Annotated in this window: 18 protein-coding genes and 1 rRNA gene; 2 read left to right on the top strand and 17 right to left on the bottom strand. The window is 74.9% G+C overall.

What is annotated here, in order from left to right:
• Positions 1 to 18 precede the first annotated feature (18 nt).
• Entirely contained in the window at positions 19 to 1,353 is a 1,335-nt protein-coding gene (locus GD632_RS15290; RefSeq protein WP_152193078.1) for a glutamate-5-semialdehyde dehydrogenase, read from the bottom strand.
• Positions 1,354 to 1,413: 60 nt separating this feature from the next.
• Between GD632_RS15290 and GD632_RS15285 the strand changes: the two genes are divergently transcribed.
• Together GD632_RS15285 and GD632_RS15280 are read left to right on the top strand one after the other, a co-directional pair.
• The gene (locus GD632_RS15285) at positions 1,414 to 2,316 is read left to right on the top strand and encodes a DUF1361 domain-containing protein (RefSeq protein ID WP_152193077.1); all 903 of its coding nucleotides are present in this window, start codon (positions 1,414 to 1,416) and stop codon (positions 2,314 to 2,316) included.
• A gap of 50 nt (positions 2,317 to 2,366) precedes the next feature.
• Positions 2,367 to 3,365, top strand: a complete 999-nt coding sequence (locus GD632_RS15280; RefSeq protein ID WP_226924921.1) for a COX15/CtaA family protein — start codon at positions 2,367 to 2,369, stop codon at positions 3,363 to 3,365.
• Between the two features lie 44 nt (positions 3,366 to 3,409).
• On the opposite strand, the gene GD632_RS15275 is transcribed toward GD632_RS15280, so the two are convergent.
• From GD632_RS15275 to rrf, 16 genes are all read right to left on the bottom strand, one after another.
• Positions 3,410 to 3,988, bottom strand: a complete 579-nt coding sequence (locus GD632_RS15275; RefSeq protein WP_152193108.1) for an NUDIX domain-containing protein — start codon at positions 3,986 to 3,988, stop codon at positions 3,410 to 3,412.
• A 47-nt stretch (positions 3,989 to 4,035) separates the two neighbouring features.
• Positions 4,036 to 5,865, bottom strand: a complete 1,830-nt coding sequence (locus tag GD632_RS15270) for a CTP synthase (protein WP_152193076.1) — start codon at positions 5,863 to 5,865, stop codon at positions 4,036 to 4,038.
• Between the two features lie 26 nt (positions 5,866 to 5,891).
• Positions 5,892 to 7,001 (bottom strand): glycosyltransferase family 4 protein, encoded by a 1,110-nt coding sequence (locus tag GD632_RS15265; RefSeq protein ID WP_226924920.1) that lies wholly within the window; start codon positions 6,999 to 7,001, stop codon positions 5,892 to 5,894.
• Positions 7,002 to 7,022: 21 nt separating this feature from the next.
• On the bottom strand, positions 7,023 to 8,645 hold the full coding sequence (gene murJ, locus GD632_RS15260) for a murein biosynthesis integral membrane protein MurJ (protein ID WP_226924919.1): 1,623 nt from the start codon (positions 8,643 to 8,645) through the stop codon (positions 7,023 to 7,025).
• 16 nt (positions 8,646 to 8,661) lie between these two features.
• Positions 8,662 to 9,483 carry a hypothetical protein gene (locus GD632_RS15255; RefSeq protein WP_152193074.1) on the bottom strand — a complete coding sequence of 274 codons (822 nt, stop codon included), beginning with the start codon at positions 9,481 to 9,483 and terminating at the stop codon, positions 8,662 to 8,664.
• On the bottom strand, positions 9,483 to 10,514 hold the full coding sequence (locus GD632_RS15250; protein ID WP_152193073.1) for a copper transporter: 1,032 nt from the start codon (positions 10,512 to 10,514) through the stop codon (positions 9,483 to 9,485). The genes GD632_RS15255 and GD632_RS15250 overlap by 1 nt, the downstream gene beginning before the upstream one ends.
• A 7-nt stretch (positions 10,515 to 10,521) precedes the next feature.
• Positions 10,522 to 11,733, bottom strand: a complete 1,212-nt coding sequence (steA, locus tag GD632_RS15245) for a putative cytokinetic ring protein SteA (protein WP_152193072.1) — start codon at positions 11,731 to 11,733, stop codon at positions 10,522 to 10,524.
• Positions 11,730 to 13,412 carry a DNA repair protein RecN gene (recN, locus tag GD632_RS15240; RefSeq protein ID WP_152193071.1) on the bottom strand — a complete coding sequence of 561 codons (1,683 nt, stop codon included), beginning with the start codon at positions 13,410 to 13,412 and terminating at the stop codon, positions 11,730 to 11,732. The genes steA and recN overlap by 4 nt, the downstream gene beginning before the upstream one ends.
• A complete protein-coding gene (locus GD632_RS15235) occupies positions 13,409 to 14,257 on the bottom strand; it encodes an NAD kinase (protein WP_152193070.1) in 849 nt (282 codons plus the stop codon). The genes recN and GD632_RS15235 overlap by 4 nt, the downstream gene beginning before the upstream one ends.
• Positions 14,254 to 15,081: a TlyA family RNA methyltransferase gene (locus tag GD632_RS15230; protein WP_152193069.1), complete on the bottom strand. Its 828-nt coding sequence runs from the start codon at positions 15,079 to 15,081 to the stop codon at positions 14,254 to 14,256. Before GD632_RS15230 ends, GD632_RS15235 begins: the two co-directional genes overlap by 4 nt.
• A gap of 1 nt (position 15,082) precedes the next feature.
• On the bottom strand, positions 15,083 to 15,262 hold the full coding sequence (locus GD632_RS15225; protein ID WP_152193068.1) for a hypothetical protein: 180 nt from the start codon (positions 15,260 to 15,262) through the stop codon (positions 15,083 to 15,085).
• Between the two features lie 173 nt (positions 15,263 to 15,435).
• Complete coding sequence (locus GD632_RS15220) at positions 15,436 to 15,756, bottom strand: AzlD domain-containing protein (RefSeq protein WP_152193067.1); 321 nt, start codon at positions 15,754 to 15,756, stop codon at positions 15,436 to 15,438.
• Entirely contained in the window at positions 15,749 to 16,459 is a 711-nt protein-coding gene (locus GD632_RS15215; RefSeq protein WP_226924917.1) for an AzlC family ABC transporter permease, read from the bottom strand. The genes GD632_RS15220 and GD632_RS15215 overlap by 8 nt, the downstream gene beginning before the upstream one ends.
• Before the next feature lie 11 nt (positions 16,460 to 16,470).
• A complete protein-coding gene (locus tag GD632_RS15210) occupies positions 16,471 to 17,535 on the bottom strand; it encodes an HAD-IIA family hydrolase (RefSeq protein WP_152193066.1) in 1,065 nt (354 codons plus the stop codon).
• Entirely contained in the window at positions 17,532 to 18,464 is a 933-nt protein-coding gene (locus GD632_RS16090) for a hypothetical protein (protein WP_193311510.1), read from the bottom strand. Before GD632_RS16090 ends, GD632_RS15210 begins: the two co-directional genes overlap by 4 nt.
• Positions 18,465 to 19,732: 1,268 nt before the next feature.
• Positions 19,733 to 19,838: ribosomal RNA gene (gene rrf, locus GD632_RS15200) — 5S ribosomal RNA — on the bottom strand; the annotation flags it as partial.

The following is a 19,838-nucleotide window of genomic DNA, read 5'->3' as shown; positions in this document are numbered from 1 at the left end:
GGGCGGACCGTAGCGACCTTACTCGCGCACGTGGCCGTCGCCGACCACGACCCACTGGGTGGTGGTGAGCTCCCCCAGGCCCATCGGCCCGCGGGCGTGCAGCTTCTGGGTGGAGATGCCGATCTCCGCCCCCAGGCCGAACTGCCCTCCGTCGGTGAACCGGGTCGAGGCGTTGACGATGACCGCGGCGGAGTCGACCTCGCGGGTGAAACGCTCCGAGGCCCGCAGGCTGGTCGTACAGATCGCCTCGGTGTGGCCGCTGGACCAGCGCCCGATGTGCTCGATGGCGGCGTCGAGGTCGTCGACGACGCGCACCGCGAGGTCGAGGCTGAGGTACTCGGTGGCCCAGTCCTCGTCGGTCGCGGGGACGACGTCGACGCCGTGCGGCGCGAGCGCGGCGGCGGCGCCGTCGGCATGGATACGCACCCCCGCCCCACCGAGCGCCGCGAGCGCCACCGGGAGGAACTCGGCGGCGGCGGCACGGTGCACGAGGAGCGTCTCGGCGGCGTTGCACACGCCGGTGCGCTGCGTCTTGGAGTTGAGGACGATCTGCACCGCCTGCGCGACATCGACCTGGGCGTCGACGTAGACGTGACAGTTGCCCACGCCGGTCTCGATGACCGGCACGAGGGACTCCCGCACGACCGTCTGGATGAGGTCGGCCCCGCCGCGCGGGACGAGGACGTCGACGAGGCCGCGGGCACGCATGAGCTCGACGGCGCCGGCGCGGCCGTGCGCGTCGATCGACTGGACGAGGTCCGCGGGCAGGCCCTGCGTCTCGAGCGCCGCCCCGAGCACCTCGACGACGACGGCGTTGGAGGAGGCCGCGGCCGACCCGCCGCGCAGGATGACGGCGTTGCCGGACTTCAGGGCGAGTCCGGCGGCGTCGACGGTGACGTTGGGCCGGGCCTCGTAGATCATCCCGACCACGCCCATGGGCACGCGGACCTGCCGCAGGGTCAGGCCGTTGGGCAGCGTGGAGCCGCGCACCACCTCACCGACCGGGTCGGGGAGGGCGGCCAGCTCGCGCAGGGCCTCGGCGATGGCGGCGACGCGCTCGTCGGTGAGGGCGAGCCGGTCGAGGAGGGACTCCTTCATCCCGTTCGCCCTGCCGCGGTCGAGGTCCTCGGCGTTCGCCGTGACGATCCGGGCCGAGGACGCGACGAGGGCGTCGGCCATGGCGTGCAGGGCGGCGTCCTTGGTGGCGCGGGTGGCGGTGGCCAGCACCCGGGAGGCGGTCTTGGCCGCCCGTGCGGTCGCCTCGACGGCGGCGCGGGCGTCGACGGCCACCGGCGCGGTGGGGCCGGGGTCGGCGACGAGGTGGGCGGGCTCGAGCACAGGCGTGTCCGTCATGCCCCCAGGGTAGGCGCGCCGCCGCGCCGCCGGAAGGCGCGTCTCGCGCCGGCCGGCTCGGTGCGACGGCCGCTGCTCCAGCTCCTCCCACCGTCCGGGACGGCCGCCGCCCGGGTCACCCCGCTGCTCGCGGGCTGCACCGTCGTCGCCGTCGTCACGACGCTCGTCACGGCCGGCGGGCGGGGCCTGCCAGGGGTGGCGTCCCGACAGCGGCTCGAGGACAACCGGCACGCCGCCCCCTCCCCCGCGTATGGAAGAGTCGACGCCGTGAACGCCGTCATCCTGCTCGCCGCCGGGGTCGTGCTGCTCAACCTCTACGCCCTCGCGCTCGTGGTGGCGCGGGCGCCGGCTTTCGGGACGCGGCTCTACCGCCCCATGGTGCTGAACATCGGGCTCTCGGTCGCGCCGGCGGTCGTGCTGGCTGTGACGACGGCCCTGCTGCTCCTCGCGGTCGTGCTGGAGAGTCCCCTCCTCGTGTGGCCGGTGATCGCGGGCGGCGGTGTGACCTGGCTGCTCGTGCTGCCCAACTCCGCCTACCTCATCACCGAGCTCAACTTCTCCCACCGCAGGCAGGAGGAGGCTGTACCGCTCTGGTACGACATCGTCCTCGTGCTCACCCTGGCGGTCTCCGGGGTGATGAACACGCTCCTCAACGTGCTTCTCGTGCAGACGATGTACCTGGTCGTCGGCTACCCCAACGACGCCGAGCCCTTCACCCGCGTCGACTCCTGGGTGCTGTCCGCGGTCGTGCTGCTGCTCGTGACCCTCGGCATGTACCTGGGCCGCTACCTGCGCTTCAACAGCTGGGACGTCGCCCACCCGAGGTCCTTCGTCCGCAAGCTCGTCGGTCACTTCGGCCAGCGTGCCAAGCGACGTGAGGCGCTCGGCTTCTGCGTCACCCACACGGTGCTGCTCGCGCTCCTGTACCTGCTCGTCGTCGGGCCGGCGGTCGCGACGCTGTGACGTGAGCCGCGGCCTGGGGGCAGACCCGGACGGCCACGTACGCTGGAGGGGTGAGACCCACCAGTCCTCTGTCCGCGCCGGTCGCGCCCGGCGCCACCGCCGCCCCGCGCCGCGAGCAGCTCGTCGACCGGTTGACGTGGGGCCTGGCGGTCGCCAACCTCGTCGCCCAGATCGGCATCATCGTCACGGGCGGCGCCGTCCGGCTCACCGGTTCGGGCCTGGGCTGCTCGGACTGGCCGATGTGCGAGCCCGGCGCCTTCACGCCCGAGTTCCACGCGGAGATGACGTTCCACCCGGTCATCGAGTTCGGCAACCGCACGCTCACCGGCGTGCTCGGCGTCATCGCCCTCGCGCTGGTGTGGGCGGTCTACCGGCGACAGCCCACCGCCTCCCGGCCCGCGGCGCTCAAGCGGCTCTCGCTGCTGCCGCTCGTCGGGATCGCGGTCCAGGCCGTCGTCGGCGGCATCACGGTGCTCGTGGAGCTCCACCCCGCCGTCGTCGGCTCGCACATGCTCATCTCCCTGCTGCTCGTCACCGTCTCGACCTACCTGCTGGTCCGGCTCGGGTCACCCGACGCCCCGCCTCGCCCGGTCTCCTCGGCCGCGGCGCGGACGGTCGGGCGGCTGGTCGTCGGCGTCGGTGTCGTCCTCCTCGTCCTCGGCGTCGTCACCACGGGCGCCGGCCCCCACTCGGGTGACGCGGAGCTGCCCTACCGCTGGGCGCTGGACCCCGCGTTCATCTCCCGCCTGCACGCGCTGGCGGTCTGGGCGTTCGTCGTGCTCGTCGTCGTCGGGATGGTGCTCGCCCGCCGGGACCGCAACGCCGCCGCACAGCGGGCGTGGGCGGTGCTCCTCGGCGTCACGCTCGCGCAGGGCGTCGTCGGCTACGTCCAGTACCTCACCGGGCTGCCCGAGCTGCTCGTCGGTGTCCACATGCTCGGCTCGGCGCTGACGGTCGTCGCGATCGTCTACGCCGTCAGCGCACTCTCCACGCGCCACTCCGGGGCAGCTCCCGAGGGTCAGCTCGCGCGCGCTCTCGGCGGTACGTGAGCTGTCGGCGGTCAGCGCGCTCCCGGGGCGGGGATCGGGTCGGGTCAGCGGAACCAGGGGGCGTCGGCGGGGCGCAGCGTGGCCCAGCCGGCGGCGCGGGCGCTGGCGGCGGCGAGGATGCCGACGACGGCGCTCGGGTTGTGCAGCCTGCCCTCGTGGACGGCGGCGAGCGCCTCGTCGAGCGGCACCCACCGGGTGGTCATGTCCCGCTCCTCGTCGGCGCGCTCGTGCCGTTCGGCCTGGGGCACCTCGGTGACGTCGCGCGCCAGGTAGATGCGCAGCGACTCGTTGGAGCCGCCGGGTGAGGTGAAGTAGTCGACGAGGACGTCCCAGCGCCCGGCCTTCAGGTCGGTCTCCTCGGCGAGCTCGCGCTGGGCGGCGACGAGGTAGTCCTCGCCCGTGACGTCGAGCAGGCCCGCCGGGATCTCCCACAGCACGGCGCGCAGCGGGTGGCGGTACTGGTCGACGAGTGCGAGCTCCTCACCCTGCGGCCCCTCACGCAGGGCGACGACGGCGACCGCGCCGGGGTGGTCGAGGAACTCGCGGACCACCGGGTCGGTGTCGTCGGCGCCCAGGCGCACGTCCTCGCCGACAAGGTCGAAGACCTTGCCCTCGTGGAGCATCCGGCGCTCGACGACCTCACGGCCCTCGTCGCGGCGGTCGGTGATGCTCACGCGCCGGCCTTGCGGGAGGCCGGGGACCTCTCGGCGGCGCCGGGCGCGGGGGTCTCGTCGACGAGGTCGGTCGTGCGCGGCACGCCGTCCTCGTCGACGCCCGTCCCGCTGGGAGCGGCCGGCACGCCGTCGCCCTCGACCTCGAGCAGGCGGGTGGCCCGCTGCCGCTCGAGCGCCGCGCCGACGAGCCCGTGGAACAGCGGGTGGGCCCTGGTGGGCCGCGACTTGAACTCCGGGTGGGCCTGGGTCGCGACGTAGTACGGGTGCTTCTCGCGGTCGAGCTCGACGAACTCGACGAGCGAGGAGTCCGGGGAGCGGCCGGAGATCTGGAGGCCGGCCTCCGCCAGGGCGTCGCGGTAGTTGTTGTTGACCTCGTAGCGGTGGCGGTGACGCTCGGTCACCCGGGTGGCACCGTACGCCTCGGCGACGACGGACCCCTCGGAGAGGACCGCCTCGTAGCTGCCCAGGCGCATGGTGCCGCCCATGTCTCCCCCGCCGCCCTCGACGAAGTCGACCTGCTCGGCCATGGTCGCGACGAGCGGGTCGGGCGTGGCCGGGTCGAACTCGGTCGAGGAGGCGTGCTCGAGGCCGAGCACGTTGCGGGCGTACTCGATGACCATGCACTGCAGGCCCAGGCAGATGCCGAGCGTGGGCACCTGGTTCTCCCGCGCCCAGCGCAGCGCACCGAGCTTGCCCTCGATGCCGCGTACGCCGAAGCCGCCGGGCACGAGGATCGCGTCGACGTCCTGGAGGGCGCGGCGGGCGCCCTCGGGGGTGTCGCAGTCGTCGGCGGGCACCCAGCGGATGACCACCTGGGCGTGGTGGTGGAAACCTCCGGCGCGCAGCGCCTCGGTGACCGAGAGGTAGGCGTCGGGCAGGTCGACGTACTTGCCCACGAGGGCGACCTCGACCCTGTGCCGCGGCTTGCGCACCCGCTGCAGCAGGTCGTCCCAGTCGCTCCAGTCGACGTCACGGAACGGGACGTTGAGGCGGCGCACGACGTAGGCGTCCAGCCCTTCGCGGTGCAGCACGGCGGGGATCTCGTAGATGGAGGACGCGTCGCGGCACTCGACGACGGCCTCGCGGTCGACGTCGCACATGAGCGCGATCTTGCCCTTGACACCCTCGGGCAGCTCCCGGTCGGTGCGGCAGACGATGGCGTCGGGCTGGATGCCGATGCTGCGCAGCTCGCTCACCGAGTGCTGCGTGGGCTTGGTCTTCAGCTCGCCGCTCGCGCTCAGGTAGGGGATGAGCGAGACGTGGACGAAGAAGACGTTGTCGCGGCCGAGGTCGTGGCGGACCTGACGGGCCGCCTCGAGGAACGGCAGGGACTCGATGTCCCCGACCGTGCCACCGATCTCGGTGATGATGACGTCGGGCGCCACGGCGCCGTCGACGGGCTGGGCCTGGGCGCGCATCCGCGCCTTGATCTCGTCGGTGATGTGCGGGATGACCTGGACGGTGTCGCCGAGGTACTCCCCGCGGCGCTCCTTGGCGAGGACGGTCGAGTAGACCTGACCCGTGGTGGTGTTGGCCGCGCGGGAGAGGTTGACGTCGAGGAAGCGCTCGTAGTGACCGATGTCGAGGTCGGTCTCCGCCCCGTCCTCGGTGACGAAGACCTCACCGTGCTGGAACGGGTTCATCGTGCCGGGATCGACGTTGATGTAGGGGTCCAGCTTCTGCATCGTCACGCGCAGACCGCGCGCGCGGAGCAGCTGGCCCAGGCTTGAGGCCGTCAGCCCCTTGCCGAGGGAGGACGCCACACCGCCGGTGACGAAGATGTGCCGAGGGACTGTGTCGCCGCTAGCGCGGTGAAGGTTGGCCACGGAGTTCCACCTTAGCAGTCGGTCGGTCAGGTCCGGTCCGTACCGCGAGTGCGCTGCGGCACCACGGCTCGAGCGTAGACGTCTCGCAGCTGGGCGGCGACGTCCTCGGGGGTGGGCAGCCGAGTCGCCCGCTCGCGTGCGGCGGCCCCGAGCCGGGCGCGTTCGGCGTCGTCGGACAGCAGCCGGGAGACGGCGGCGGCGAGGGCCTGGGCCCGCGGCGGGACGAGGACGGCGGCGTCGGCCGTCACCTCGCGCGTGCCGCCCACGTCGGTCGCGACGACGGCGGCCCCGGCCTGGAGTGCCTCCTGCACCGCGAGCGGCTGCCCCTCCCAGGTGCTCGTCGACACGACGACGTCCGCGACGGCGTGGAGCGCGGGGACGTCGTCGCGGCGGCCAGCGACGGCGACGGGCAGGGACTGCGCCCGTGCGCGCTCGGCGAGATCGCCGGCGAGCGGCCCGTCCCCGACGACGACCCACCGGAAGGCGGGCGTGCCGTCGCGCACGAGGGCCGCGGCGGTGTCGGTGAGGAGGCCCAGGCCCTTCTGCGGCGCGAGGCGCCCGACCGTGAGGAGGAGCCGCTCGTCCGCCGTCAGGCCCAGGGAGGCCCGCAGCCGCTGCCGGCCGGCGTCGTCCAGCGGGCCGGCGTCGGTGCGGGCCGGCGCGGGGACGAGCGCCCGCTGCGCGGAGGCGCCGAGGCGGGTGGCGCGGGTGACGAGGTCACCGCTCACCCCGAGGACGACGTCGGCGCCGCGCGCGACGACGCGCTCGAGCACGGCCGCCACCGCCTGCACCCTGGCCCCGCCGACGGGCAGGTTGTGGAGGGTGACGACGACGGCCGGCCGGGCGCGCATGGCCCGCGTGGCGAGCACGGCGGCGGCCCCGGCTCGCAGCCCGTGGGCGTGGACGAGGTCCGTACCGGCGAGCACGTCCCGCAGGCGCCGCAGGGCCGCGACGTCGCTGGGCCGGGGGCGGTCGGCGATGTCGACGACGGCGGTCGGCACGGGCGAGTCGGCGACGACGTCGGCCGGGCCGGCGAGGAGCACCTGCTCCCCCGCGTCCGCGAGCAGTCCGGCGACCTGTCGGGCGTGCCGGGCGACGCCGCCCGCGCTCGTCGAGGTCAGCTGGACGATCCGCATGGCCCTCACCATGTCACGCCCTCACGACCATCGCGCGGGACGCAGCGCGCTGCGGTCGGCGAGCACCACGGCCACGGCACCGAGCGCCGCGGCGCACAGCCCACCGGCGGCGGCGGCGAGGAGGCCGGAGGGCAGCTGAGGACCGACGGCGCCGAGGACGGCGTCGGTGACGAGCCGGCCGACCAGCCCCCCGGCGACCGCGCCGGCCGTCCCCACCCCGACGGTCTGGACGATCCCTCCGAGCGGCGCGCCGGCGCCCAGCGCGCGGCGCAGCGCCCACAGGAGCAGGAGGCCCGCGACGGTCATCCCGATCGAGGTCGCCAGGGCCAGGGCGAAGAGCGTGGCCGGCCCGTTCCCGCCGTCGGGCGCCGTCACCTGGACGAGCACGGCGGCGGCGACGCTGACGACGAGCCAGCCCGCCGCCGTCGCCGTCACCGCGGCGCGGCCGCGGTCGAGGGTGTACAGGCAGCGGGACACGTGAAAGACGAGCGCGTAGCCGACGACGGCGGGGGCGAGCCACGTGACCGCCGCCGTCATCCCCTCCATCCTTCCGCTGAGCGAGAAGACGGTGGTGACCCCGGGAGCGGCGGCCGCGAGGATCCCCGCCCCGACGAGGGACGCCGCGAGGACCGCGCGGGTGGAGCCGACGGCCATGGCGGCGAAGGCGGACCGGTCGTGGCCGCCCGCGAGCTCGGCGAGCCGCGGGAAGACGGCGGTGGCGACGGGGACGGCGAGGACGGCGTAGGGCAGGAAGTACACCGCGCGGGAGTACTCCCAGATCGTCACCGTGCCCTCCACGCCACCGGCGCGCGCGAGGACGATGAACACGACGACGCTCACCTGCTGGGCGAGGAGTGCGCCGATGCCCGCGGCAGCGAGGTGGACGGCGCGGCGGCCGACCCCGGGCGGGAAGCGCACGGCGGGACGCAGGCGCACCCCGCTGCGCACCACGGGGACGAGCAGCGGCAGGCTCATCGCCGCGACGCCCAGGGTGGTCCCCCAGGCGAGCCAGTCGAGCGCGGACTGCGTCAGGCGCTGCGGGTCGTCGGCCATCCCGCCGGAGAGCACCCCGAAGGCGAGGTACGCGCCGATGACGACGACGCTCGACAGGAGCGGGGCGAGGGCCGGCAGGAGGAAGCGCCGCTGCGCCTGGAGGACACCGGTGAGGACGACCCCGACGCCGTACAGCGGGACCTGCAGCGCGAAGATCCGCAGGAAGTAGGTGGCCAGCTGCCGCTGGGTCTCGACGTCCGAGCCGACCGAGTCGGGCAGCAGGCCGACGATCGGGCCGGCGAGGAGCGCGACGACGAGCCCGAGCGGCACGAGGACGGCCAGCGTCCACGTGAGCAGCGCCGAGGCGATGCGGTCGACCTCCCCGCGCAGCGAGCGGGCGAGCGGCGCGGCGAGCAGCGGGACGACGGCGCCGGCGAGGGCCCCGCCGGCCGCGACCTCGAACAGGACGTTGGGCAGGGTGTTGGCGGTGGAGTAGGCGTTGGCAGTGGCCGAGTCGCCGAGCGTGGCGGACTGGACGAACCACCGGACGAAGCCGACGGCGCGCGAGAGCACCGTGACGGCCGCCATCATGCCTGCGGCGCCGGCGACCCCGGCGAGGACGCGGCGGCGGCCGGTGACCGGCTCGGTCACCTCCGGGCCACCCGGCTCACCGCCGGCCCCACTGGTCCAGGGCGTGCAGGGCCGGGGTCTGGTCGATGACGCGGGAGAAGCTCACGCGTTCGCTCAGCAGGGTGAGCCCGACGACCGCGGCGAGCGTGCCGCCGCGCAGGACCCGCGAGGGGTGGGCCGCCAGCGCGGTGCCGAGCGTGGCGCCCAGGGCGTTGGCGCCCGTGTCACCGAGCATGGTGCGCTCGGACAGGTCGTCGCGCAGGCCGGCGGCGGCGGACCCGAGGGCGGCGGCCGCGACCGGCGCGCCCGGCCCGCCGGCGAGCGTGGCGGCGGCGGCCAGGCCGCAGGTGACCTTGAGCGCGCGCCCCGGGCGCAGGTCGAAGAGGTTGAGGAGGTTCGCGGTGCCGGCGATGAGCGCGGCGCTCGTGCCGCGGTGGGCGAGCCGCGCGACGCGCCCGGTGCCACGCGCGGGCAGGACCAGCGCGGCGAGGAGCGCGCCGCCACCGATTCCCGCGACCTTCAGCGCGCCGGTGGTCACCTGCCCCTCGCGCAGGGCGGCGAGGTGGCCGCGCAGGCCCTTGACGTGGCGGTCGCCCTCCCGCTCGGTGAGGTCGTCGACCGCGCCGAGCGCACCCGCGGCGACCGCGGCGACCGCGGCGGCAGCGCCGGTGCGGCCGGCCCCGAGCAGCGCGAGGCTCGTGCCGCCGGCCTGGGCCAGGCCGCCGAGGAGGCTCACCTGCCGGCCGGCGTAGTTGGTGCGCTGCCAGCGCTCGGCCCCGCCGGGCGGGGCGCTCTCGACCGTCGCGGTCACCGCGCCGGTGGCCGCGACGCCGAGCAGCCCGGCGCGCAGGCGCTCCATCAGGCGCCGTCCTCGGCCTCGGCCGCCTCGTCCTGCTCGGGGCTGGGCACGGCCGGCGGGGGCAGGTAGACGGCGGGCGGGACGAGCGCGGTGGCCTCCGCCCCCACGCCGTAGTGGCCGACCTCACCGGAGATGTCGACGGCGAGGGCCATCGGCACGCTGAGGCGCCCGGTCAGCTCGGCGACGGAGTCGGTCGTCGTCACGGTCTCGGCGGCCGCGCCGTCGGCCCGCACGGCGCTGACGAGGTCGAGATCGGTGGCGGCCGAACCGGCGACGACGGTGCCCTCACCGGTCGCGGCGATCCCGCGGGTCAGGGCGACCTCCTCGGCCAGCCGCTGCTCACGGCTCTCGACGTCGGCGGGCTCGGGGCTCTCGCCCGGGCCGGTGGCCTCGCTGCGCGGGGCGACGACGACGGTCGCGTTGGCGGCCAGGGTCGGCTGCTCGGTGAGCTCCACGAGCGGGTCGTCGGCCGAGACGAACAGCTCGAGGAGCGTCTCGGCGTCGGTGGCGGGTGTGCCGTCGACATCGCCGCGGGTGAGCGCCTGGCCGAGGGCGGTGCCGAGGATGACTCCGGCGTCGGCGCCGTCCTCGGGTGCGGGGTCGAGGTAGCCGAGGATCTGGCCGGAGAAGCTGGAGCGGAACGTCGCGGTGGCCGGGTCGGTCCACGCCTCGGTCACCTGGACCTGGCCGGTGACGGTGGCACCGGCCTGCTCCAGGTGCAGGCGCACGTCGGCGACGTCGTCCTCGTTGGCGGCGGGCAGGACGACGACGGCGACGCTGCGGCCCTCCAGGCGCGAGCCGAGGGTGGCGGGGGCGACCTCCTCGAGGAACCGGTCGCGGTTCTCGCGCTCGACCTCGCTGACCTCGAGCTCGGTGCGCAGCCGGTCACGGTCCTCGCGCAGCTCCTCGACCTGGCCGGTGAGCTGGTCACCGAGGGGCTGGTTGAGGGGCCCGGCACCGAGGAGGATGCCCAGGGCCAGCGCCAGGAAGACGGCGATGAGAGAGACGAGGTGGTAGCGGAAGTCGATCATCGTGCTCCTACGACGTGGGCGCGGCCGGGGCGATGCCCAGCAGGTCCTTGATGGCGGCGAACAGGCCGTCGAGCCGCGCCATGACGATCTGGTACAGCGCCTGGCCGAGCTCGGTGGAGAACAGCGCCACCCCGATCGCCAGGAGCCCGGCGAGCGCGAGCAGGACGATCTGCAGCGTCGAGATCCGGGTGCGGTAGAGCTGGGAGACGCCCTTGGCGTCGACGAGCTTGGAGCCCACGCGCAGGCGCGTGAGGAAGGTCGAGGCCATGCCGGCGCGGCCCTTGTCGAGGAACTCCACGAGGGTGGCGTGGGTGCCGACGGCGACGATGAGCTCGGCGCCCTTGTCGTCGGCGAGGAGCATGGCGACGTCCTCGCTCGTGCCGGTGGCCGGGAAGACGACGTGGTCCACGCCCAGCTGCTCGACGCGGGCCATGCCGGGGGCGCGGCCGTCGCGGTAGGCGTGGACGACGATCTCGGCGCCGCTGCGGAGGGTGGCGTCGGAGACGGAGTCCATGTCCCCGACGATCATGTCGGGCGTGAGGCCGGACTCGATGATCGCGTCGGCGCCGCCGTCGACGCCGATGAGGACGGGGCGGTACTCGCGGACGTAGGACCGCAGCATCGCCAGGTCCTCTTTGTAGTGGTAGCCGCGCACGACGATGAGGACGTGGCGGCCCTCGATGGGGGTGCTCACCTCGGGCACGCCGACACCGTCGAGGAGGAGGTCACGCTCCCGGTTGAGGAAGTCCATCGTGTTGCCGGCGAAGGCCTCGAGCTGGACGGACAGCCCCTCGCGGGCCTCGACCATGGCCGCGGCGACGCTCTCCTCGGTCTGCTCGGTGCCCTCGGCCACGAGGACGGTGCCCGAGTACACGGCGTTGCCGTCCACGCGCACGGGCCGTCCCTCGCGCAGCGACATCACCGAGCCACCGAGGTCGTCGACCAGCGGGATGCCCTCGGCGACGATGATCTCGGGGCCGAGGTTCGGGTAGCGACCGGAGGTGGACTTGGCGGCGTTGAGGACCGCCGCGGGGCGGCAGGCGACGAGCGCCTCGGCCGAGACGCGGTCGAGGTCGAGGTGGTCGATGACGGCGACGTCACCGGGCTGCAGGCGCTTGGTGAGGTTCTTCGTGCGCGCGTCCACGCGCACGGGTCCGGTCACACCGGGCCCGGTGTCGGGGGGCGTGCGGCGACGGAAGAGGGGTCTCACGCGTGTCATCGTGCCACGACGGCACGGTCGAGAAGCTCTGCGGCGTGGCGGCGAGCCACGTCGGAGTCCTCCTGTCCCGACAGCATGCGCGCCAGCTCCTGCTCCCGCTCGGGGCCGGTGATCTCGCGCACGTCGGTGATCGTCGTCTGCCCGGTGGACTTCCGCACGAGCAGGTGGGTGTCGGCGAAGGCCGCGACCTGCGGCAGGTGGGTGACGACGACGACCTGCGCGACCCGGGCGAGCCCGGCGAGCCGGCGCCCGACCTCGATGGCGGCCCGGCCCCCCACACCGGCGTCGACCTCGTCGAAGACGAAGGTGGGGCGCACGGCCGCGTCCGTCGCGGGCGCGGCGACGGCGACCTCGAGGGCGAGCATGACGCGCGAGAGCTCACCGCCGGAGGCGCCCTCCCCGAGCGGCCGGGGCGGTGAGTCCGGCCGGGGCTGCAGGAGGAGGCTCACGCTCTCGGCGCCCCAAGGGCCGGGCTCGGGCAGGGGCTCGAGCGCCACCTCGAGGTGGGCGCCGGGCATCGCGAGGCCGGCGAGCTCGGCGTCGACCGCCTCGGACAGCCGGGCGGCCGCGCCCGTGCGGGCGGCGGTGAGCCGCTCGGCGAGCTCGCCGAGGGCACCGGTGAGGGCGGTGAGCTCCTCGCGGAGGGCCGCGCCGCCGTCCTGCGGGCCGTCGATCTCGGCGAGCCGGGCCGCCGCGGCGCGCGACCACTCCCCCAGCTCGTCGGAGTTCTCCAGGCCCAGGCGCAGGGCGGCGTCCCGCAGGGCCGCGCGGCGCTCGTGGACGGTCTGCAGCCGGTCCGGGTCGGCCTCGAGGGAGGAGAGGAACCCCGAGAGCTCGGTGCCCACGTCGGAGAGGAGGTAGGAGACCTCGGCGAGGCGGGTGGAGAGGGCCCCGAGCTCGGGGTCGCTGACGTCGAGGGCGCGGCGGGCGTCGTCGACGAGGACGGTGGCGTCCTGCTCGGCGCCCTCCCCCGCCCCGAGGAGGGCGGTGTGCGCGCGTCCAGCGGCCTGCCGCAGCTCCTCGACGTTGCCGAGCCGCTCCGCCTCCGCGCGCAGGGCGTCGTCCTCGCCGGGCTGCGGGTCCAGCGTCTCGAGGAGCTCGAGGTTGGCGCGCAGGCGCACCGCCTCCCCGGCGCGCTCGTCCGCGCGGGCCTGCCACTCCTCCAGGCGCGCCTGGACCTCGGTGAGCCGCTGCCACGTGGCGCGGTACTCCCCGAGGAGTGCGGAGGCACCGGCGAACGCGTCGAGCAGCGCGCGCTGCCGGGCGGGTGAGCGCAGGCGCAGCTGGTCGGACTGGCCGTGGACGGTGACGAGGTCGGCGGCGAGCTCCCCGAGGAAGGCCTGGGGGACGCTGCGCCCCCCGGCGAAGGACCGGGAGCGGCCCTGGGCGGGCACGGCTCTCGCGAGGAGGAGGGCGTCGTCGTCGAGGGAGCCGCCGGCGTCGGTGACGCGCGCGGCGACGTCGTCCCCGACGACGAACGTGCCCTCGACGACGGCGCGGTCGGCGCCGCTGCGGACCATGCCCGTGTCGACCCGCCCGCCGAGGAGGAGGTCGAGGCCGGTGAGGACCATCGTCTTGCCGGCCCCGGTCTCACCGGTGATGACGGTGAACCCCGGACCCAGGCCCAGCGTCGCGGAGGCGATGACACCGAGGTTCTCGATGCGGATCTCCTCGATCACGGGTCCTTCCTCCCCCCGCGCCACCCGGAGACCGGCAGCGCGAACTTCGCGACCAGCCGGCCCGAGAAGGGCGTCGGTTCGATGCGGGCCAGCCGCACGGGCTCGCTGCCGCGCCGGACGTCGATGTGCGAGCCGACGGGCGCGGGCAGCTGGCGCCGCCCGTCGCACCACACGTCACCGCCGGAGAGGTTGCGGTCCAGGACCTCGACGGCGAGCACCGAGGACGGCCCGGCGACGAGCGGCCGGGCGAAGAGCGCGTGCGCGGCGATCGGGACGACGAGGAGCGCCTCGACATCGGGCCACACGACGGGCCCACCGCCGGAGAACGCGTAGGCCGTGGAGCCGGTGGGGGTGGCGATGACGATGCCGTCGCAGCCGAAGGAGGACAGGCCACGGCCGTCGACACCGAGGGCGAGCTCGATGACCCCGGACCGGTCGACCTTCTCGATCGTCGCCTCGTTGATGGCCCACCCGGTGTGGACCTCGCCCGCCGGGGTCTGCACCTCGACGTCGATGGTCATCCGCTCCTCGACGGTGTAGTCACGGTCGGCGATCCGCTGGACCACCTCCCCCAGGCTGTCGGGGTCCGCCTCGGCGAGGAAGCCGACGTGCCCGAGGTTGACGCCGATGAGCGGGATGTCGCGCCCGCGGACGAGCTCGGCCGCACGCAGCAGCGTGCCGTCACCACCGAGGACGAGGACGAGCTCGGGGTCGTGGGCCGGGTCGTCGTCGAGCTCGAGGATCGGCTCGATGCCGAGCTCGCGCAGCCGCGCCTCCGCCTGCTGTGCCGCCGTGACCGCCTGCTCGCGCCACTCGTGGGTGACGAGGAGGACACGGCGGCTCACGTCGCCACCGTGGGGCGCTGGTCGATGGCGGCGGCGATCACGGCGTCGAGCTCCTCGGGTGGGTGGACGCGGCTCGGGTCACGGCGCAAGCCTATGAAGTACTCGACGTTCCCGCTGGGACCGGGCAGCGGGCTGGGCACGACGGCGAACGTCCCCAGGCCCAGCGCCGCGGCGGCGTCGGCCACGGTGCGCACGGACTCCGCGTGCAGGGCGGGGTCGCGCACGACACCGCCCTTGCCCAGGCGCTCCTTGCCCACCTCGAACTGCGGCTTGACCATGAGGAGGAAGTCCGCGTCCGGTGCGGCGGCGGCGGCGAGGGCGGGCAGGACGAGGGTGAGAGAGATGAAGGACAGGTCCCCGACCACGAGACCGGGAGCCGGGGCGACGGCGGCGGGGTCGAGGGTGCGGACGTTGGTGCGGTCCAGGACCGTGACGCGCGGGTCCTGCTGGAGGGACCAGACGAGCTGGCCGTAGCCGACGTCGACGGCGACGACGTGCTCGGCACCACGGCGCAGGAGCACGTCGGTGAACCCGCCGGTGGAGGCACCGGCGTCGAGGGCGCGGCGACCGGCGACCGTGGGGGCATCGGGACCGAGCGCGTCGAGGGCGCCGGCGAGCTTGTGCGCGCCGCGGGAGGCGTAGTCGTCGGTGGGCGGCGCGACGACGCGCAGCGCCTGCGCCGGGTCGACCTGCCGGGCGGGCTTGGTGACGGCGGCGCCGTCGAGCAGCACGTGACCCTCGGCGATGAGCTCGGCGGCGTGCTGCCGCGAGCGGGCCAGCCCGCGGCGGACGAGCTCGGCATCGACCCTGACGAGGCGCGCCACGTCAGGACTCGGCCGCGGACAGCTGGGCTGCCAGGGCACGGTGGACGGCGTCGAGGACGGTGACGTGCTCGGTGAGGGGACGCTCCGCGAGGGTGTCGAGCTCGGCGAGCTCGGGGACCGGCTGCGGGACCGAGGGGCCGGGTCGCGGCGGCGCCGGCCGCGGGGCTGGCACTGGCGTCACGTCCGGCATGGGTCTCCTTCTCACGTCAGTCCTGCGGGGTCCGCTCCCCCGCCAATGTACCGCCGCGCCGGCCCCGACCGACCGCACCGACACCCATCCGCCGCCGACAGCCGACCTACCACCGACAGCCGACTTGTCACCGACAGCCGACTTACCGACGTCGGCGGCCGCCCTCAGGTGAGGTTGACGAGCGCGACGTAGGCGAGGGTGCCCGCACCCACGCTCAGCAGCGTGCGCCGCCCGCCGGTGAGGTGGACGGCGACGGTGACGGCGGCGGCCAGGGCGGCGTGGAGAAGATGGCCGCCGGTGGCCGAGGAGCGGAAGGTGGCGGCCGCGAGGACAGCGAGGATGCCGGCGGGCATCCATGCCGCCATCGTCATGACGAGGCGTGAGTCTCGCAGGGGCTCGAGGACCGCGAAGGGCACCGCGCGCAGCGCCAGCGTGATGACGAAGACCGTCGCGAGGACGGCGACGACGTAGCCCGGGTCAGGCACGCGCCCCTCCCCTCGTCAGGACGTACCGGCCGAGGAGCAGGCCGACGAGCAGCACCAGACCGACGAGGAGCACCGAGTCGGGCGCGACGACGACGGCGCAGGTGAAGGCGAGCGCGGCCAGCAGGAGCGAGGGGACCTCCCGGCGGCTGCGGGCCGCGTCGAGCGTGAGGGTGATGAACAGGGCGCACAGGGCGAACTCCAGGCCCTGGACCGGACCCGGCAGGAGGGAGGCGACCGCGACACCGGTGAGGCCGCCGCCCACCCAGTAGGCCTGGAAGGACACCTGCATCGACAGCAGCCGCCACGCCGTCCAGCCGTGCGGGCGTACGGCGGTCATCGCGTAGGCCTCGTCGATGAGCGCGTAGACGGAGTACGCGCGCGCCACGGGGTGGCGCACGACGCGCAGCGGGAAGGAGAAGGCGTAGAAGACGTGCCGGAAGTTGACGACGAGGGTGGTGAGGGCGATCGCCACGATCGAGGCACCGGCGCTGATCATGCCGACGAGGAGGAGCTCGAGGGACCCGGCGAAGACCGCGACGGACAGCGCCGGCGCGAGCCACCACGGGAGTTCGGCCTGGACGACGAGGAGGCCGAAGGCCACGCCCAGCGGGTACAGGCCCAGCCCGGCCGCCAGGGAGGCCCGGACGCCCGCGCCGATCTCGGCGCGGCGTCCGGTCCCCTCGTGGGTGGTGGGTCGGTGCACAGGTACGGAGGTCAGCCGACCACCAGAACGGGGACGACCTCCGGCGCGAGCGGGACGCCGCGGTCGGCCGCGTCCCAGGCGGCCACGCACAGCGCCCGCCAGCCGTCGAGGCTCACGCGTACCCGGCCGCCGCCCAGTCGCTGCGGGTTCGACGGTCCGAGCGGGCCGGTGGGGTCATCGACGAGCTCGAGAGCGCCGTCGTGCACGCGCGCGATGGCGGCGCCGCAGCCCCACCAGCCCTCCTCCACCTCGAGCGGTGCCGGGTGTTGCGCGAACAGCCCCCGCAGGTCGACGGCGAGGAGCGAGGGTCGCTGGTGCGCCGGCGCGAGGACGGCGTCGCGCGCCGTCGTCACACCGGTGAGGACGAGCAGCCCCGGCATGCCGGCGGCGCGCGCGCCCTCGAGGTCGGTGTCGAGCCGGTCGCCGACGGCGATCGGGGACGAGGCGCCGAGGCGGTCCGCGGCCTGGTGGTAGATCGCCGGGAGCGGCTTGCCCGAGGCGAGGGGCTCGATGCCGGTGGCCTCGACGACGGCCCGGACGAGCGCGCCGTTGCCGGGCGCCACGCCACGCTCCTTGGGGATGGAGCCGTCGAGGTTCGTCGCGACGTGCCGGGCCCCGGCACCGACGGCGTAGGCGGCCTCGGCGAGGTCACGCCACCCGAGGTCCGGGGCGAAGCCCTGAACCACGGCGGCCGGGGCGTCCGTCGCGCTCGTGACGAGCACGAAGCCCGCCGTGCTCAGCGCGGTCCGCAGACCCTTGCCTCCCACCGGCAGCACCCGTGCGCCGGGCTCGAGCTCCTCCTGGAGGAGCAGGGCCACCGACTGGGCCGAGGTGACGATCTCGTCCGGCTCGCACGGGATGCCGAAACCGGCGATCTGCGCGGCGATGTCCTCCGGCTCACGGGAGGAGTTGTTCGTGACGTACAGCGGACGCAGGCCGCGCGCGGCGGCCGCCTGGATGGCGGCTGGCGCGTGGGCAACGGGCTCGTCACCCAGGTAGACGACGCCGTCGAGGTCGTAGAGGGCGACGTCGTAGCTGTCGGCGGGGACGCCGGACCCGGTGAGGGTTGCCGTCACCAACGCTCCTCCTCGGTGTCGGCGAACAGGTCGAGCTGGACCTGTGCCGGCTCGTCCGCCGTGGCCCCCTCGGGGGTGGCCTCCGGCGCCGTATCGACGGGCGCGGGCTCGGGCTCCGGCTCGCGCTCCGGCTCGGACTCGGGCTGAGCCTGCAGCTCCGGCTCCGGCTCGGGCTCGGGCTCGGGCTCGGGCTCTGCGCCCTCCACTGCGGTCACGTCCTCGGACACCGGCGCAGCGCCCGTCGCCGCGTCGTCCTCCTCGTCGTCCTCCTCGAGGAGGTCGACGACGACGAGGTCCTCGTCCTGGGGCTGGAACTCGCCAGCGGCCTCGCGGACAGCGGCTGCCTCCTCGTGGCGACCGAGCGTCTCGAGACGGTCGGCGCGCACGAGCTGCAGACGTCGCTTGGGCTCCGCGTCCTTGACAGCGGCAAGAAGGCGCTCCACGACGAGCAGCGCGGCCTCGTGCTCGCCGAGGTCGGCGCGTGCGCCGCTCTCGACGAGGGTGAGCTCGACCGCCTCGGCGACAGGCAGAGTTCTGCCCTTGGCCTCGGCGACGACGCTGAGCGCCCGCTCCGGGCGGCCCAGGCCGCGCTCGCAGTCGGCCTCGATCGCCGGGTGGGCGTCGATGCCGCTCAGGCGCCGCACGGTCCGGACCTCGCGCAGGGCCTCGGCGTACCGGCCCGTGGCATAGGCGGTGAGTGCGAGTGCCTCCCGCACGACGTCGACACGCCCGGCGCTGCGCACGGCCGTCCGGGCGTGCTCGTAGGCGCGCTCCGGGTCGATGTCGACGAGACGCCCCGCCATCACGAGGTGGGAGGCGACGTGGTCGGAGTTGGACTTCGTCAGCGTCCGCAGCCGGGCGCGTGCCGCGCGGTCGAGCATGTCGGGGGTGACGTCGTCATCGATGATCGGCTCCGGCTCGCGCTCCACCCGGCGGGGGTCGAGCTCACCGGGACGGCTGGGCCGTCCGCTGCGCGCGTGGGTCGGTCCGTCGCCGTTGTCCCGGCCGAAGCGCCGCGGGGCGCGGGGGTCGTCGCGACGCGATTCACGGCCACCACGACGATCGTCGGAGCCGCCGCGGGCGCCGAAGTCACGGCCACCGGAGCTGCCACGTCGGTCGTCGGAGCGACCCGCGGGACGCCCCTCACGGTCGTCGGAGCGTGCCGGCCGGGCGCTCCACCCGCCACGGGGACGACGGTCGTCGCTCCGGGACGCCGAGTCGCCACGACGGTCATCACCATCGCGCCGCGGACCGAAGTCACGCGACCCGCGGTTGTCGCTGTCGCGACGCGGACCGAAGTCACGACCACCACGGCTGTCACCGCCACCACGGGGCGCGTAGTCACGCGAACCACGGCTGTCACCGTCACGACGCGGACCGAAGTCACGACCACCACGGCTGTCACCGCCACCACGGGGCGCGTAGTCACGCGAACCACGGCTGTCACCGCCACCCCTCGGACCGAAGTCACGACCACCACGGCTGTCACCGCCACCACGGGGCGCGTAGTCACGCGAACCACGGCTGTCACCGCCACCCCTCGGACCGAAGTCACGACCACCACGGTCACCACCGTCCCGCCGCGGGCCGTAGTCGCGCGAGCCACGACCGTCACCATCACGACGGGGGCCGCGCTCGGTACTGGGACGCGAGCTCCACTCCCCTCGTGGCCGACGCTCGTCCCCGCGGCCGTCGCGCTGGTCCCGCGGACCGCCACGACGGTCGTCCGACTCGCGCCGCGGGCCGCCGTCACGGCCGTAGGGCGCGCGCGCGGGGCGCGATCCAGACTCGCCGCGAGCCTGCCCGCCGCGGTTGTCGGAACCGTACCGCGCGCGGTTGTCGCCTTCGCGACGCGGAGCATCACCGTCCCGGCGGGGCGGGTACGAGCGGCCGCGCTCGCCACCGCCAGCCGGGCGGCCACCACGCGCGCCGCGATCGTCGCCGTCACGGCGAGGACCGCCGCCGCGCGGGCCGTCGTCCTTACGGTAGGGCCGCTTCGCGCCCTCGTCGCGGCGCTGGCCTCCCTGGCCTGCACCACGGGAGCCGGCTCCGCCGCGATTGGGCCGCCCGGAGCGATCCTCGCCACGTGATGAGTTGTTCCTGTGGTCGTCCATCGATCTCTCTCTTCGTCTGGGCTGCACCCGGGTAGAAACACGTAAGGGCCGCAACGCATCGTTGCGGCCCTTACGGAATGGGTGTTCGGCGGTGTCCTACTCTCCCACGTAGTCTCCCACGCAGTACCATCGGCGCTGAGGGGCTTAGCTTCCGGGTTCGGAATGGGACCGGGCGTTTCCCCCTCGCTA

The sequence above is a fragment of the Georgenia satyanarayanai genome (genome assembly GCF_009193135.1).
Classification (GTDB): Bacteria; Actinomycetota; Actinomycetes; order Actinomycetales; family Actinomycetaceae; genus Oceanitalea; species Oceanitalea satyanarayanai.
The sequence above is the reverse complement of the archived record's forward strand: the minus strand, read 5'-3'. Positions and strand labels throughout refer to the sequence as shown.

Coding starts and splice junctions, on each gene's coding strand:
- GD632_RS15290 (WP_152193078.1), bottom strand. CDS start 1,353: ATGACGGACACGCCTGTGCTCGAGCCCGCCCACCTCGTCGCCGACCCC.
- GD632_RS15275 (WP_152193108.1), bottom strand. CDS start 3,988: ATGCTCCACGAGGGCAAGGTCTTCGACCTTGTCGGCGAGGACGTGCGC.
- GD632_RS15265 (WP_226924920.1), bottom strand. CDS start 7,001: ATGCGGATCGTCCAGCTGACCTCGACGAGCGCGGGCGGCGTCGCCCGG.
- GD632_RS15255 (WP_152193074.1), bottom strand. CDS start 9,483: ATGGAGCGCCTGCGCGCCGGGCTGCTCGGCGTCGCGGCCACCGGCGCG.
- GD632_RS15250 (WP_152193073.1), bottom strand. CDS start 10,514: ATGATCGACTTCCGCTACCACCTCGTCTCTCTCATCGCCGTCTTCCTG.
- steA (WP_152193072.1), bottom strand. CDS start 11,733: ATGACACGCGTGAGACCCCTCTTCCGTCGCCGCACGCCCCCCGACACC.